The sequence below is a fragment of the Umezawaea sp. NPDC059074 genome, from assembly GCF_042738955.1.
Classification (GTDB): Bacteria; Actinomycetota; Actinomycetes; order Mycobacteriales; family Pseudonocardiaceae; genus Umezawaea.
Map to the genome: position 1 here is coordinate 19,568 of NZ_JBHYHC010000018.1, position 14,119 is coordinate 33,686.

A 14,119-nucleotide genomic window follows, 5' to 3' on the forward strand; every position below is an offset into this window, starting at 1 on the left:
GTCATACCGACACGTCGAGGTTGCCCTCGATGTAGTCGGCCAGCGTGCCGATGGTCTGGAAGTTCTCCATCTGCAACGACTCCGGGTCGACCTCGATGCCGGTCTGGTCCTCCAGTGCCATCAGCAGCGTCAGCACGGACGTGGAGTCCAGGTGCAGGTCCTCGAACAGCCGGGTCTCCTCGGTCACGTCGGAGTACTCGCGCTGCATGATCTCCGACAGGGCGCCGGTGATGGTCTTGACCACGCTCGAACGATCCATTGTGGACTCCTATTCTCAGAGGGAGATCAGTTCCTGCTTGCCGAGCAGGTCGTCGACGGTGTCGCGGCGGCGCACCAGGTGCGGCGTGCCGTCGAGCACCAGCACCTCGGCCGGGAAGCCGTGGCTGAGGAACAGGCCGGGCGAGGCGGTGGGGCCGTACGCACCCGACCGCTCGACGCCGAGCAGGTCGCCCGGCCGCACCTCGGGGAGCGCGACCTGCTTGGCCACCACGTCGTTCGGCGTGCACAGCGGGCCGGTGATGTTGTACGGGCGCAGCGCGGGCTCGGTGTAGCGGGTCAGCGACCGCACCGGGAAGTTGCGCTTCACGAAGCTGCCGATGCCCACCGCGGCCATGTGGTGGTTGGTGCCGCCGTCGGCGACGACGAACCACTCGCCCATGGACTCCTTGACGTACCGGGCGCGCACGACGTACGTGCCGCACCAGCCGACCAGGTACCGGCCCAGTTCGGTGATGACCCGGCAGCCCGGCCGCCGGTCCAGGAAGTCGGCCACGGCCGCGTTCACGCCGGTGGCCAGCAGGTCGACGTCCAGGTCCTTCTCGTTGTCGAAGTACGGCACGCCCAGCCCACCGCCGACGTCGACGGTCCGCAGCTCGAAGCCGAGTTCGGCGGACAGCTCCTCGGCGGCGGCGAGGATGCCGCGGGTGTTGTGCACGACCCCCTCGGCCTCCAGGATCCGCGTGCCCATGTAGCCGTGCACGCCGATGACCTCGACGTGCCGCAGCGACCGCAGGAACGACCGGGAGCGCAGCAGCACGTCCTGGTCGATGCCGAACTGCCGGGGCTTGCCGCCCATGGCGAGCCGCGCGCCCTTGGACTCGAACGACGGGTTGACCCGCAGCATCACCTTCACCCCGCCGGGCACGCGCAGGTCGTTGAGCAGCTCCAGCTCGTCCAGCGACTCGGCGACGATCGCGTGCACGCCGAGGTCGACGCACGCCCGCAGTTCCTCCACGGACTTGCCGGGCCCGAGGAAGATCACGTCCTCCGGCGCGGCACCGGCCCGTTGCGCGGTCAGCAGTTCCACCAGCGACGACACCTCGATGCCCGCGCCGAGCGACCGGAGCACCGCGCACACGCTGACGTTCGGGTTCGCCTTGGCGGAGTACAGGATGTCCACGCGCGGGTCGAGCCGCTCGCGCAGCGAGAGGTACACGTCGCGCAGCACGTCGCCGTCGTAGACGTACAGCGGTGTGCCGAACCGCTCGGCCAGCGCGCTGATCGGGTGGCCCTGCACGGTGTACTCGCTCGTCATCGGGTCTCCAACGTCAAGAGTGCGGTGTGGGCGGCGGAGTCCAGGTCGGCCAGGCGCGCCCGGTCCGGGGCGACGAGGATCGCGTAGAGGCGGCCCTCGAACGGCGCCTCGTCGGCCGCGTTCGCGTTGACCGTGCCCGCGCAGGTGATCACCACGCGCTCGCCGTCGCGCTCGTCCAGCAGCGGCCCGAGAGCGGCGCGGACGGCGTCGAACGGGGTGCGGGCGGCCAGCCGCAGGGTGTAGTGCTTCGCGAGGCACGCGCTGCCGTCGGGCAGCAGGCGCTCGGTGACCCCGCCCTGGTAGGTCGACATGTTGAGCCGCGCGTTGATCTCCAGCAACGGGTACAGCACGTCGTCCTGGCCGAGGATCGCGTCCACGCCCGCGACGCCGCTGAACCCGTCGGCGCGCAGCCGCGCGCCGATGACCTCGGCGGCGTGCCGCAGCTCGTCGTGGTGGTGCGGCTGGAGTTCGGCCGGGACCAGGTGTCCCTTGTGGACGCCGTCCTCGGTGAGGGCCTGCTTGACGAAGTCGAACGTGACGCCGCCGTCGCGGCCCACGGTGAACTGGTAGTTGAGGTCGAACTCCTTGGGCAGCCAGCGTTCCACGACGACGTGCAGCCGGTCGTCCCCGGTGCGCGCGGCCCGCCGGGTCACGAGCTTGCGCACGCCGGAGGCCTTGATCGTGGAGTCCAGCACCACGAGTCCCTTGCCGGACACGCCGTAGGCGTCCTTCACCACGACCCGCTCGCCCTGCGCGACCAGCGGCTCGACCTCGTCGAGCACGGCCAGGAACTCCGCGACGGTCTCGCACTCGAAGCCCGGCACCGGCCGCAGGCCGCCGGCCACGGCGACGCGGCGGCCGTAGACCTTGCTGTTCACCCGCTCGAACACGTCGGCGTTCGGCACCGCGAGCGGTAGCCCCGTCACCTCCGAGAGCTTCTGCTCCAGGGCCGTCGTGCCCATCGGCAGCAGCGCGCCGGAGGTCGCCCGCAACGCCGCCAGCAGCACGGGGGAGTCGAGCACGTCCTCCGTGGTGGGACGGCCGGGTTCGACGTTCTCCGGGACCAGCACGGTCGGCAGCGCGAAGCCGAGGTCCTCGGCGTAGCGGCGGAAACCGGGGTCCAGGTCCTCCGAGAGCACCAGGAAGTCGTCCGGGCCCGCCAGCAGCACGCCCAGCTCCTCCATCCGCTGCACGAGCCGAGTGGAACCGGAGAACGGCACGTTCGGCAGCCCCAGGTACCCCTTGGCCCAGAACGCCTCCGCCTCGAAGTTGCACACCAGCACGAGGGGCGTGTCCTCGCCGCCGGTGAGGGCCTTCTTGATGCCGCGCAAGTAGTCCGTGGTCATGCCGTCGCTCCTCCGCCGCGGTGCTCGATCACCATCGCCGCGTAGGTGGCGCCCAGGCCCACCGACGTCAGCAGGTACAGGCCGCCCTCCACCAGCCGACCCTCGTCGCGGAGGGTGGCGTAGTTGAGGAACGGGTCGGCGCAGCAGCAATGGCTGTAGCGGCCGATGTTGTCGAAGAACGCCCGCGAGCGGTCGATGCCCAGCTCGTCGAGCGTGCGCCACCAGAGCAGCTTGCTCACGTTGTGCGGCACCAGCATGGTGATGTCGTCCAACGTCAGCCCGGACTGGCCCAGCGCCTTGTGGATCGCCTCCGAGAGGAAGGCCGTGTAGTTGTCGTTGAACTCGGTGACCAGGTCCTCGGCCAGGTACACGCCGTCGGACAGCAGCACCTGCGTCTTGGTGGCGTACGCCCGCACCACGTCGCCCGTGCCGCCCGCGCCCACCAGGCACGCCGTGGAGGCCTCGCCGAGGATGGTGGTGTTGTTGACGACCCGGAACCGCGCCGTCACCGGCTTCTCCCCGGTGAGCACCAGCGCGCGGGCCGTCGGGTCGTCGTCGGCCCGCAGCAGCTCGCCCGCGATGTCGATCGCCGCGAGCCCGCTCGCGCAGTGCTGCTGGGTGACCGCGAACGCGTCGGCGTCGACGAGCCCGAGCGCCTCGCGGATCACGTCGGCCGCGTCGATCGTCGACGGCGTCACGTCGAGCACGGTGTGGGCGAACAGCAGGTACTTGATCGCGCTCGGGTCCGGCGTCGCCTTGACCACCAGCTCCGCGGCGGCCGTGACGAGCCCGAACAGGTCGAGCTGGGCGTCCTCGTGCAGGCGGTCGAACCCGTGGATGTTGCGGAACATCCGCACGACGTACCTGTTCAGCCCCAACGACTCCCCGGCGTCCTCGATGGGGATCGAGTGGCGCGGGGTGAAGGCGGCGATCCGCTCCAAGGTGGTGACCCGACTGGACATGGGCCAGACGTTAGGGAGGTTGTCCAGACCACAGCATGAGGGGAATCCCTACACCCGCACCCTACGGAGCGGCTTGAGGAGGCAGTCGAACGCCGGGCCCGCCGCCGCGAACGTCGTCGTCGCCACCGGCGTCCACCCCCACCGCAGGTACGCCGACCGCGCGGGCTCGTTGCCCGGCTCCACGCACATCAGCCCCCGCTCCTCGCCGCGGGTGCTCAGGAACTCGTCGTGCAGGGTGCGGGCGATCCCCCTGCCGCGCCAGCGCTTGCGGACCATGATCTCCTGGATGAACACCGTGCGGGCCCCGGTCTCCGCCGTGGTCTCGGCGGGCAGCAGGTCCTTCAACGGCGACCACCAGCGGGTGTAGGAGGCGAGCGCGAACCCGTAGAGGTACCCGGCGGTCTCGCCGTCGTCCTCGGCCGCCAGCAGGCCGAACCCCGGCTGCCGCACCGCGATGGCGAGCCGGTCGCGGAACCGCTCGTCGGAGTAGTAGTCGACCCCGCGGAACGGCGGCTCGGCGTGGACCTCGCCGTGCACGCGCACGGCGTCGTCCAGCACGGCCCGCGTCTCCTCCGCGTCCCGACGGCGCAGCGTCACTGATCTCATGACGCCCGATCCTGTCCGCGCGACCGCTCCCGGTCCATGCCGCGAGCGGCGATTACGTGGTGGAACAAGGGTTTTCCCCCATGCTGCGCCCGGTGCTCCGCTCTACCGTCGGCACGGCTGCGACCTTGGGAGGCAAGCGATGGGACCACTGCGCGTCGACTTCACCGGAGCCCGCGGCGGCGAGGGGCCGGTCACCCTGGGGCAGGGCAACGTCCTGGAGTGGATCGGCGCGCAGCGCCAGGAGCGCTCGGACATCCTGTGCCGCTTCGTCTCCGTGCCGGACGGCGTCACCCCGGCCGACATCGCCGACGTCCTGGCCGTCCTGATCGCCCGCCACGAGGCGCTGCGCACCACGATCGTCCCCGGCGACCGGGCCAAGCAGGTCGTCGCCACCGAGGGTGTCCTGACCGTCGAGCTGGCCGAGTTGGACGGCCCCGACGTGGAGCCGGTCCTCCGCGAGCGGTTGGCGGCCCAGCCGTTCGACTACGGCGTCGACCTCCCGCTGCGGGTCGCCGTCGCCACCCGCGACGGCGTGCCCCACCTGGTCGCGCTGGCCCTGTCCCACCTGGCCACCGACTTCGCCAGCATCTCCCTGGTGGCCGCCCAGCTCGCCGCGATGCTCGCCGACCCCGCCCTGCGCGTCGTCGGCCCGACCGCGCACCAGCCCCTCGACCAGGCCGCGCTGGAGGCCACCGAACCCGCTCGCCGCCGGGCCGAGGGGGCGTTGAGGTTCTGGGAGACGCAGCTGCGCCGGATGCCGCAGTGCATGTTCTCCGTGCCGGTCGTGGGACCGACGGGGTGCCGTGAGGGGTACCTGAAGTCCCGTGCCGCGGGGCTGGCGCTGCCCGCGATCGTGGCCAGGACCGGCGTGAGCCACTCCACGGTCCTGCTCGCGCTGGCGGCCACCCTGCTCGCAGTCCGCACCGGCAACCCGCGTGGCGCGCTGGTCTCCATCTGCGGCAACCGCTTCCGCCCCGGCATGGCCGACTACGTCGGCACCATCGCCCAGGACGCCCTGGTGCCGTTCGAACTCGGCGAGTCCACAGTGGACGACGTGGTCCGGGGCGTCCGGCTCGCGACCATGAACGCCTACCGCTACAGCCAGTTCGAGGCCAAGCGCCTGTGGCCCAGGATGGACGGCGTCGCGCTGGAGCGCGGCACCCGCTTCCAGCGCGACTGCGTGTTCAACGACGTGGGCGCGCACGGCGAGGAGCGCCCGGTCGACGCCGCCCCGCCCGCCGCGGGCGACGTGCCGGACTCGGTGTTCACCTGGCTGCCCGCGACCTCGTACCCGGTGGCGTTCTACTTCACCGTGATCAGCGCGGGCCACGACGTGGAACTCGCCCTGTACGCCGACACCCGCTACCTGCCGCCCGCCGACATCGAGGGCTTCCTGCGCGGCGTGGAGGCGCTGCTGGTCGCGTCCGGCTCCCGTGAGGTGCCGGTGGGGGAGGTGGCCGCCATCACCGGGATCGCGCCGGTCGAACGAGGTGAGGGCTGGGCGCTCGTCGACTCCTGCTGGGTCGAGCTGGCCGAGGTGCGCAAGGTCCTGGAGGAGGCCACCGGCGGCCCGGCGGCCGTGTTCGGCTCGACGGATCTGGTCGGCTACGTCGTCGCGGACGAGAAGCCGCAGGCCGTCCACGAGAAGTGCGTGGCCCTCCTGCCGGGCCGCTACACGGCGATGACCCCCGGCCGGTACGTCGTGTGCGCGGCGGCCCCGGACGACCTGACCGACCACGACGCGTGGCGGGCCATGCCCGTGGTGGAGGAGGGCACGGGCCGGTAAACGCGTTGCGGCCGCGCGACCGGCCGGCCAGAGCGGTCTCTACTCCGCGTATGCACTCACGACCTGTCACCGTCCGTGGACGGCAAGCCCGCGGGCATGGTCAGCGGGCCGCGGCACGGCCACGGCGTGGAGCTGATCTCGACGTGGGTGGAGCGTCGACGAGCGCCACATGACCCGCGACACGTCCAACTACTTCGCGTAGCCAAGTAATCTGCGGGTGCCCCACCGCCCACACGCGAAGGCCGCCCATGACCTCCCTCGGCACCGCACGGGTGGCCGCCACCCCCAGGGCCCTCACCCCGACCCTGGTCTACATCGGCCTCCTCATCGCCGTCGTGAGCAGTCTGGGCGCGCCGCTGATCCCCACGGTCGCGGCCGACTACCACGTCAGCCTCGGCAGCGCGCAGTGGTCGGTGACCCTCACGCTGCTGGTGGGAGCCCTCACCACCCCGGTGATCGGCAAGCTCGGCGACGGCCCGAACCGCCGCCCGGTGCTGCTGACCGCGCTGGCCGTCCTGCTGGTCGGCAGCGTCCTGGCGGCGTTCCCCCTGCCGTTCGCGCTGATGCTCGCGGGCCGGGCCATGCAGGGCGTGGGCCTGGCGCTGCTCCCGCTCCTGATGAGCACCGCGCGCGACAACCTCCCGCAGGAGCGGGCGCGGGCCGCCGTGGCGACCCTCTCCGTCACGGCCGTGGTGGGCATCGGCCTCGGCTACCCGCTGATGGGCCTGATCGCCGGGAACCTCGGCTTCCACGCGGGCTTCTGGCTGGCGGCGGCGCTCGGCGTGGTGGCCATCGCGCTGGCGTACCTGGTCATCCCCAAGAGCGTCCCGCGCGCCACGGCCCCGTTCGACACGGCCGGGGCGGCGCTCCTCGCGCCGGGCATCGCCGCCCTCCTGGTCGCGCTCAGCGAAGGCCCGAGCTGGCACTGGACCTCACCCCAGGAACTCGTGGCCTTCGCCACGGCCGCGGTCTTCCTGGCCGTCTGGTGCCGCCACGAGCTGCGCACCGAGCACCCGCTGGTCAACCTCCGCCTGATGCGGTCCCCGCTGGTGCTGGCCGCCAACGCCACCGGACTGGTGGCGGGCATCGGCATGTACATGCTCATGTCGATGGTCATCCGCTACGTCCAGACCCCGACCTCGGTCTCCTACGGCCTCGGCGCGCCTGTTGTGGTGGCGGGCCTGGTGCTGGTCCCGATGTCCGTGCTCAGCTTCACCGCCAGCACCGTCGCCGCCCGGTTCGGCGCGAGCCCCCGCGTGCTGCTCCCCGCCGGGGTGGCGGCGTTCGGCGCGGCGCTCCTGCTGTTCGCCACCGCGCGCACCCACCTGTGGGAGATGTTCGTCGTCATGGGCATCGCGGGCGTCGGCACGGGGGTCGTGTTCGCGGTCCTGCCGCGCATGGTCGTCTCCGGCGTGCCGGTCGAGGAGACCAGCAGCGGCCTGGCGCTGCACCAGGTGCTCCGCACGATCGGCTACTCCGTCGGCAGCGCGCTGAGCGCCACGATCCTCACCGCGCGGACGATCGCCCCGTCCCCGTTCCCGGAGAACTCCGGCTACACGGTCGGGGCGTTCGTCGCGCTGGCACTCTGCGCGGTGGCCGCGCTCGGGGGCCGACTCCTGCAACCCCGCTAGCCCGACTCCGCCCCCGACAACCGCTGCGCCACCCCGACCCGCGACTTCACCCCCAGCTTGGTGAACATCCGGGCCAGGTGCGCCTCCACGGTCTTCGCGCTCAGGAACAGCCGCGCGGCGATCTCCCGGTTGGTCAACCCGTCCGCCACCAGCCGGGCGATCTCCCGCTCCCGCACCGACAGCGCGTCCACGGTGCCCACGGCGTCCGGCCGCCGCGGCCGTGGAGCCCGCGCCCCCAACCGGCTCTCGCTGTTGCGCACGCGGGTCAGCAACCACCCCGCCTCGCACGCGGCGTACCCGTTCTTGGCCTTCCCGAACTCGACGCGCGCCCGTTGCAGATCGCCCGCGGCGGACAGGGCGACCGCGGCGAAGTCGTGCGCCATGGCCCGGTACAGCGGCGCGCGCGCCTCGGTGAACCACCGCACGGCCACGGACGCCTCGTCCACCGACAACGGCAGCTGCCCGCACTCGGCCAGCACCCGCGACCGGGTCAGGTGCGCGATCCCGTGCTGGAAGGGCAGGTCCATCGCGGCGGCGAGCAGCAGCGCGTGCTCGGAGAGGTCCAGCGCCTCGTCCAACGACCCCAGGTGCGCCTTGGCGATGGCCAGCGACCCCACCCACCGCACCGCGTGCAGGCCGACGACGTCCTTCGGGTCGTCCCCGACGTGCGGCGCGATGTGCTCGACGGCCTGGGCGGGCCGGTCGGCGAACAGGTGCACGGACGTGACGAACAGGTCGGACTCCTCGGCCCACCACCGCGACTTCGCGCGGGTCGAGCCCAGCGGCAGCGCCGCCTCCGGACCCCGCTGCCACAGCGCCGAGCGCAGCTCGATGGCGTTCGCCATCGCCGTCGTCTCGGGGCTGCCGATGAGCGCGGACGTCTCGCGCGCGTCCTCGGCCCGCCGCCGGGCCTGCGTCAACCGCCCGGTCCGGGCCTGGACCGCCGAGTCGACGATCAGCAGGTACGGCAGCACGTGCGTCTGCCCGTTGGCCCGCGCGATGGCCAGTCCCCGCCCCAGGTGCCTCGCGCTGTCGGCGTACCGCTCCAGGTGCAGTTCCAGCCACGCCAACGGCGGCAGCACGTGCAGGTGGTCGCGGAGTTCGCTGTCCGACAGGCCGTCCACCAGCCGCACGGCGTCGACCAGGTGCTCGCGCGCCGCCGCGACCTCCGCGCCGTGCAATGCCGCCAGCCCGAGCAGGGTCGTGCCCGCCGCCAGCCGGCCGCGGTCCTCCGGCCCGGCGTCCACGGCCCGGCGCGCGTTCGCGGCGCAGCCCACAAGGTCGCCGCGCAGCAGGTCCGTCGCGGCCAGCTCCACCAGCATCCGGCCGCGCTCGTCCTGGTCCGCGCCGGACTCCGCCTCCAGCAGCGCCCGTGCCTCGTCCAGCCTGCCCAGCAGCCGGTCCACGACCGCGCAGAACCGTACCGCCACCCCGCGCGGCGGACCGGACATCTCCAGCACCTCGTGCAGGATCTCCCGGCTCTCCTCCAACCGGCCGGTCAGCCCGAGCGCCCGCGCCAGGAGCAGCAGCACCTCCACCCGCCGCTCCGCGCGTTCCGGTAGCAGCCGCAACGCGGTCCGCGCCCACTCGACGGCGTGCGCCGGGGCGTTGTCCAGCGCGGCGGTGGCGGCCTCCGCGAGCGTGGTGATCACGTCGTCGTCGCCGTGCCGGGCCGCGCGGCTCAGGTGGTGCGCCCGCAGCGGCAGTGGGCCGCCGCGGGCCCGCAGGTACTCCTCGGCCCGGCGGTGGCCGCCGATCCGCCACGCCGGACCGGCCGACTGGTACGCGGCGGCCCGCACCAGCGGGTGGCGGAACCGGAACCGCGACCCGGCGGTGTGCACGACGCCCAGCGCCACCAGGTCGTCGAGGGCTTTGAAGACCTCGTCCTCCGGGGCGTCCGCGATGCTCGTGACGAGGTCGAGGTCGGCGGGGTCGCCCGCGATGGCGGCGGCCTGCGCGACCAGCCGCCGCGACGCGTCCAGCGACCGGAGCTCGGTCATCAGCAGGGCTTGCAGCCGTCGGGGCATCTCGTCCGGGTCGGCGTGGTCGGGGTCGGCGAGCGCGGCCACGGTCCGGTCGTCCACGCGGGCCAGCGCGTCCAGGTACAGCGGGTTGCCGCCGCTGGCCGCGAGCAGCAGCCGCCTGCGGCGCGCGGTCGCGTCCGGCAGGAGTTCGGCCACGTCGTCGGCGTCGAACGGGCCGGGCGCGAGGCGGGTGACGTCGGCACGGGTCCTGGCGAGCGCGCCGGGCAGGCCCGGCGGCACGTGGTGGCCGCGGTAGGCGACGGCGACCAGCAGCGGCACCCGCGGCATGTCCTGGAGCAGGTGCTCCACCAGCTCCAGCGACGCCGTGTCGGCCCAGTGCAGGTCGTCCAGCAGCACCACCAGCCCCGGCGGCTTGGCGAACCTGGTCGCCATCCGGTGCACCGCCCGGTACAGCCGGTACCGCTCGGCGCCACCGGCCAGACCCGCCGCGAGGTCGGGGGAGAGGGCGTCGAGCACCAGCCGCGTCTCGTCGTCGACCTCCCGGCCCGCGAGCCGGTCCAACGCCTGCGTGACCATCCCGAAAGGGACATCGCGCTCGTATTCGCCCGCCCGACCTGATACCAATTCCATTCCGTGGTCTGCGGCCATTCGGGCGAGTTCGTCCAGTAATCGAGTCTTGCCGATTCCGGTCTCGCCGTGGATCTCCACCACCTGGGGAGCGCTATCCGACAATCGGCCCAATACTTCGGCCAGCTTGCCTATCTCGATCCGCCTACCTGCGGTGATGTTGAAACTAGGGGTAGTCGAGGTGTCTGGATCGACGGCATTGACCACTCGCGAGCTCCTCGTTCCCGATTTTTACGGAAGTCGGAAAGCGCGATCGTAAGTGACCGATCAAGGCCTGTCGATCAGCCTAAATGCGAAATACCTATGGGCGCTATTCGCCCTGGAAGCCGTACTCCCAGTTCTGGCCGATCACGTCCCGGCCGAACAGCCGCTGGGGCCGTTCGTCCACGAGGGCGAACCCCGCCCGCTGGTAGATCCGGCGCGCCGGGTCGAGGCCCGCCACGGTCCACAGCACCACCCGCCGGTAGCCCGCCCGCCGGGCGAAGCGCACGCACTCGTCGACCAGCCGCGCGCCGATGCCCAGGCCGCGCGCGGACGGCTCCACCAGCAGCAGGCGCAGCCTCGCCGTCTCGTCGTCGTCCCGCACGCACAGGATCGACCCGGCGGCCTCGCCGTCGACCTCCGCGATCCAGGCCGCCTCGCGGGCCGGGTCGTGGCTCCGGCCGAAGTCCGCCACGACCCGCGCCACCAGCGCCTCGAACGTCGTGTCGAAGCCGGACTCCTCGGCGTAGCGGACGCCGTGCCGCTGCACGATCCACCCGAGGTCGCCGGGCAGCGGCGGGCGCAGCACGTAGGCGGCCGGGGGAGCGCCGCCGAGCGTGCGCCGGATCGTGGCCATCGCGGCGACCAGTCGATGCCGGTCGGCCTCGGGCACGTCGGCCAGCATCGCGGTGATCTCGTCGGACGACTTCCGGTCCAGCGCGGCGAACACGTCGAGGCCACGGTCGGTGGGCCGGACGAGCTGGCGGCGGCCGTCGGTGGGCGACGGCTCGCGCTCGGCGAGGCCGTCGGTCTCGAACCGGGTGAGGATGCGGCTCAGGTAGCCCGCGTCCATCCCGAGGTCGGAGCGCAGGTCGGCGACCTCGCAGCGGTCGCGGCAGGCCAGCTCGAACAGCACCCGGACCTCGGTCGCCGAGTACGGCGAGTCCAGGTAGCCGCGGTCGAGCAGGCCGATCACGCGAGTGTAGAAGCGGGTGAACGCGCGCACCTCGGGGACCGTCACCGTTGACCACCTCAACCGAATCGTTGACCGGGTCAACGACATTACCGGACGGGACGGCCGCGTCGAGGTCGGACAGGCCGAAGGGTGGGCCGGTCGCCTGACCCGGACCACCCCTCCCGGCACGGCTAGCCGTCCGTCACGCCCGGACCTCGCGCGCCCGCTTCACGTAGTCCACGAGGTCGGGGCCCTCGCCGGGGGCGGGCCAGCCGAGCTGCCGGTTCACGGTCTCCTTCAGGCCGTCGTACGCGGTGTCCGTGGCCGCGACGATCGCCGTGTCGCCGCCGTGGAACGCCGTGCCGATCTCGTCCCAGCGCGCCGACAACTCCTGCACGCGCGAGTCGTCGACCGGCACGTCCTCCTGCTGGAGCTGCCGCAGCCGTTGCGCGAGGCCGAACCACTCGACCTTCAACGCCTCGATCCGGTCCCGGCCGAGCGCGTCGCGGCGCGCGGCCAGCTGGTCCTGCTGCTCGGGGGTGTAGTGGTCGTCCAGCATCGAGATCATCTCCAGAGTCGTCGTCAGCTGCTCCGGATCGGGCATCCCCGAGGTGTCGAGCCTGGTCAGCAGGTGGCCGATCCGCGTGCGCAACCGCGTCACCCGGATCGCCTGCTCGTCCAGGTGGGCCAGTTGGCCCACCAGCACGGCCCGCAGCGCCGACACGTCGTCGGCGGGGCGGGCGAGCACCGACCCGATCTCCTCCAGCGACAGCCCGAGCCCGCGCAACGCGCACACCCGGTACAGCCGATGGAGGTCGCCCTCGGTGTAGCGGCGGTGGCCCGCCCCGGTCCGCTCGCTCGCCCGCACCAACCCGATCTCGTCGTAGTGGTGCAGCGCGCGCACGGTCAGGCCGGTGGAACGCGCCAGCTCACCGACGCTCCACCGCCGCTCGACACCGTCGTTTCCGGTCATGACGACGACGCTATGACCTCCCGTTGCGTGAGGATCAAGCCCTCACGGGCGGTAGATCGCGAGGGCCGCCGGGTGCGAGCGGAACCGGAAGCGGTCGCCGGTCGGACCGACCTCGCCGTCGGTCGCGATGGCCACGTCGGAGCCGAAGACGCGCACGTCCATCGTGCGGGTCTCCATGTGCCGGTAGGTCCGGCTGCGGTGCAGCGAGCCCAGCAGCGCGCCGAGGAAGAAGCGCGTCCGCGAGGCCTTGGTGTCCGCCCGGATGAAGCGCACGTCCATCAGGCCCGAGTCGAGCTTCGGCCGGGTGGTGGGGGCGAAGCCCTTCGGCAGGTACGGGCCGTTGCCGACGAACAGCATCCACACCAGGTGCGGCTCGCCGTTGAGCTCCATCCGCAGCGGCTGCGAGGTGCGCAGCACCCGGAACATGGCGATGCCCGCCGCGGGCCACTTGCCCCAGCGCTTCTCCAGCTTCTCGCGCAGCCGCACCATGTCCGGGTAGCCGCCGAGGCTCGCGGTGTTGACGAACCAGATCCGGTCGCCGCCGTCGACCTCCACGGTGGACAGGTCGACCCGCACGCCGTCCCCGGCCGCGACCGCCGTCTCGGCGTCCGCCAGTCCCTCGACGCCGACGTCGCGGGCGAAGTGGTTGAGCGTGCCCGCGGGCACCAGCACCATCGGCAGCTTGTGCTCGGCGGCCACCGCGGCGACCGCCGCCACAGACCCGTCGCCGCCCGCGACGCCGAGCGCGCGCGGGTGGTGGTCCTCCATCACGGTGTCGAGGTGGTCGATCGCGATGACGGTGGCCTTGGGCCACGCCTGCTGGATCTGCTCGGACGGGTCGGCGGCGCTCGGGCCCGAACCGGGGTTGACGACCACCACCAGGCCCTCGCCGTCGACCAGCTCGTCCAGCGTCGTGTGCTCGTACGCCGACGCGGGCTCCTCCCGGCCCAGCGGCCACCACCGGCGGGTCAGCAGGCCCGCGCCGACGCCGATCGCCGCGCCCGCGGCCACGTCCGACGGCCAGTGCACGCCGGTGTGCACCCGCGAGTACGCCACGGCGGCGGCGATCGGGGCGATCACGGCTGCGGTCTTCGGCGAGTCCATCGCGATGGCGGTGGTGAACGCCGCCGCGGACGCCGCGTGACCCGACGGGAACGACGACGACGTCGGCCGCTTGGTCAGCCGCCGCGCCATCGGCACCAGGTCGGCCGCGGGCCTGCGGCGCGGGAACAGCGTCTTGCCGATGGCGTTCGCGCTGAAGCTGGCCCCCGCGATCGCCACCACGCCGCGCAGCGCGGCCTTCCGGGTTATCCCCTTCCGCGTGGCCAGCAGAGCCGCTATGGCGAACCACAGCACACCGTGGTTCGCCGTCTTCGTGAGCCGCTTCAACCCGGCATCAGCCGAGGTCAACGGCAGGTTCGCGCTCTTGCGCACCAGCTTCTGGTCGAGCAGGCCGACCCTGGCCCCCGACTTGCGCACTCGTCTCAACACACGACGACGTTAGCCCGAATCG

General features: G+C 72.6%; 11 protein-coding genes. 2 read left to right on the forward strand and 9 right to left on the reverse strand.

Annotated features, from left to right (window positions below):
- Nucleotide 1: 1 nt before the first annotated feature.
- The 5 genes from ACFWW9_RS11035 to ACFWW9_RS11055 are packed head-to-tail and all read right to left on the reverse strand — an operon-like array spanning nt 2 to nt 4,448.
- Complete coding sequence (locus tag ACFWW9_RS11035) at nt 2–259, reverse strand: acyl carrier protein (RefSeq protein WP_390374526.1); 258 nt, start codon at nt 257–259, stop codon at nt 2–4.
- A 15-nt stretch (nt 260–274) separates the two neighbouring features.
- Nucleotides 275–1,534 (reverse strand): diaminopimelate decarboxylase, encoded by a 1,260-nt coding sequence (locus ACFWW9_RS11040; RefSeq protein WP_390374528.1) that lies wholly within the window; start codon nt 1,532–1,534, stop codon nt 275–277.
- Complete coding sequence (locus ACFWW9_RS11045; RefSeq protein ID WP_390374530.1) at nt 1,531–2,880, reverse strand: hypothetical protein; 1,350 nt, start codon at nt 2,878–2,880, stop codon at nt 1,531–1,533. The genes ACFWW9_RS11040 and ACFWW9_RS11045 overlap by 4 nt, the downstream gene beginning before the upstream one ends.
- Complete coding sequence (locus ACFWW9_RS11050) at nt 2,877–3,842, reverse strand: 3-oxoacyl-[acyl-carrier-protein] synthase III C-terminal domain-containing protein (protein ID WP_390374532.1); 966 nt, start codon at nt 3,840–3,842, stop codon at nt 2,877–2,879. Before ACFWW9_RS11050 ends, ACFWW9_RS11045 begins: the two co-directional genes overlap by 4 nt.
- 48 nt (nt 3,843–3,890) lie before the next feature.
- Complete coding sequence (locus ACFWW9_RS11055) at nt 3,891–4,448, reverse strand: GNAT family N-acetyltransferase (RefSeq protein ID WP_390374534.1); 558 nt, start codon at nt 4,446–4,448, stop codon at nt 3,891–3,893.
- 139 nt (nt 4,449–4,587) lie between these two features.
- Here ACFWW9_RS11055 and ACFWW9_RS11060 point away from each other — a divergent pair, with 139 nt between their 5' ends.
- Nucleotides 4,588–6,234, forward strand: a complete 1,647-nt coding sequence (locus ACFWW9_RS11060) for a hypothetical protein (protein WP_390374536.1) — start codon at nt 4,588–4,590, stop codon at nt 6,232–6,234.
- Nucleotides 6,235–6,482: 248 nt separating this feature from the next.
- On the forward strand, nt 6,483–7,865 hold the full coding sequence (locus tag ACFWW9_RS11065; protein WP_390374538.1) for an MFS transporter: 1,383 nt from the start codon (nt 6,483–6,485) through the stop codon (nt 7,863–7,865).
- On the opposite strand, the gene ACFWW9_RS11070 is transcribed toward ACFWW9_RS11065, so the two are convergent.
- From ACFWW9_RS11070 to ACFWW9_RS11085, 4 genes are all read right to left on the reverse strand, one after another.
- A complete protein-coding gene (locus tag ACFWW9_RS11070) occupies nt 7,862–10,684 on the reverse strand; it encodes an ATP-binding protein (protein WP_390374540.1) in 2,823 nt (940 codons plus the stop codon). The genes ACFWW9_RS11065 and ACFWW9_RS11070 overlap by 4 nt on opposite strands.
- 103 nt (nt 10,685–10,787) lie before the next feature.
- Nucleotides 10,788–11,699: a GNAT family N-acetyltransferase gene (locus ACFWW9_RS11075; protein WP_390374542.1), complete on the reverse strand. Its 912-nt coding sequence runs from the start codon at nt 11,697–11,699 to the stop codon at nt 10,788–10,790.
- A 136-nt stretch (nt 11,700–11,835) separates the two neighbouring features.
- Nucleotides 11,836–12,606: a MerR family transcriptional regulator gene (locus ACFWW9_RS11080; protein WP_390374544.1), complete on the reverse strand. Its 771-nt coding sequence runs from the start codon at nt 12,604–12,606 to the stop codon at nt 11,836–11,838.
- Between the two features lie 42 nt (nt 12,607–12,648).
- Complete coding sequence (locus tag ACFWW9_RS11085) at nt 12,649–14,097, reverse strand: bifunctional phosphatase PAP2/diacylglycerol kinase family protein (protein ID WP_390374546.1); 1,449 nt, start codon at nt 14,095–14,097, stop codon at nt 12,649–12,651.
- Nucleotides 14,098–14,119: the final 22 nt, after the last annotated feature.

Bases quoted from the DNA above. Each gene is read 5' to 3' on its own strand.
- ACFWW9_RS11035 (WP_390374526.1), bottom strand. From the start codon at position 259: ATGGATCGTTCGAGCGTGGTCAAGACCATCACCGGCGCCCTGTCGGAG.
- ACFWW9_RS11040 (WP_390374528.1), bottom strand. From the start codon at position 1,534: ATGACGAGCGAGTACACCGTGCAGGGCCACCCGATCAGCGCGCTGGCC.
- ACFWW9_RS11045 (WP_390374530.1), bottom strand. From the start codon at position 2,880: ATGACCACGGACTACTTGCGCGGCATCAAGAAGGCCCTCACCGGCGGC.
- ACFWW9_RS11050 (WP_390374532.1), bottom strand. From the start codon at position 3,842: ATGTCCAGTCGGGTCACCACCTTGGAGCGGATCGCCGCCTTCACCCCG.
- ACFWW9_RS11055 (WP_390374534.1), bottom strand. From the start codon at position 4,448: ATGAGATCAGTGACGCTGCGCCGTCGGGACGCGGAGGAGACGCGGGCC.
- ACFWW9_RS11060 (WP_390374536.1), top strand. From the start codon at position 4,588: ATGGGACCACTGCGCGTCGACTTCACCGGAGCCCGCGGCGGCGAGGGG.
- ACFWW9_RS11065 (WP_390374538.1), top strand. From the start codon at position 6,483: ATGACCTCCCTCGGCACCGCACGGGTGGCCGCCACCCCCAGGGCCCTC.
- ACFWW9_RS11080 (WP_390374544.1), bottom strand. From the start codon at position 12,606: ATGACCGGAAACGACGGTGTCGAGCGGCGGTGGAGCGTCGGTGAGCTG.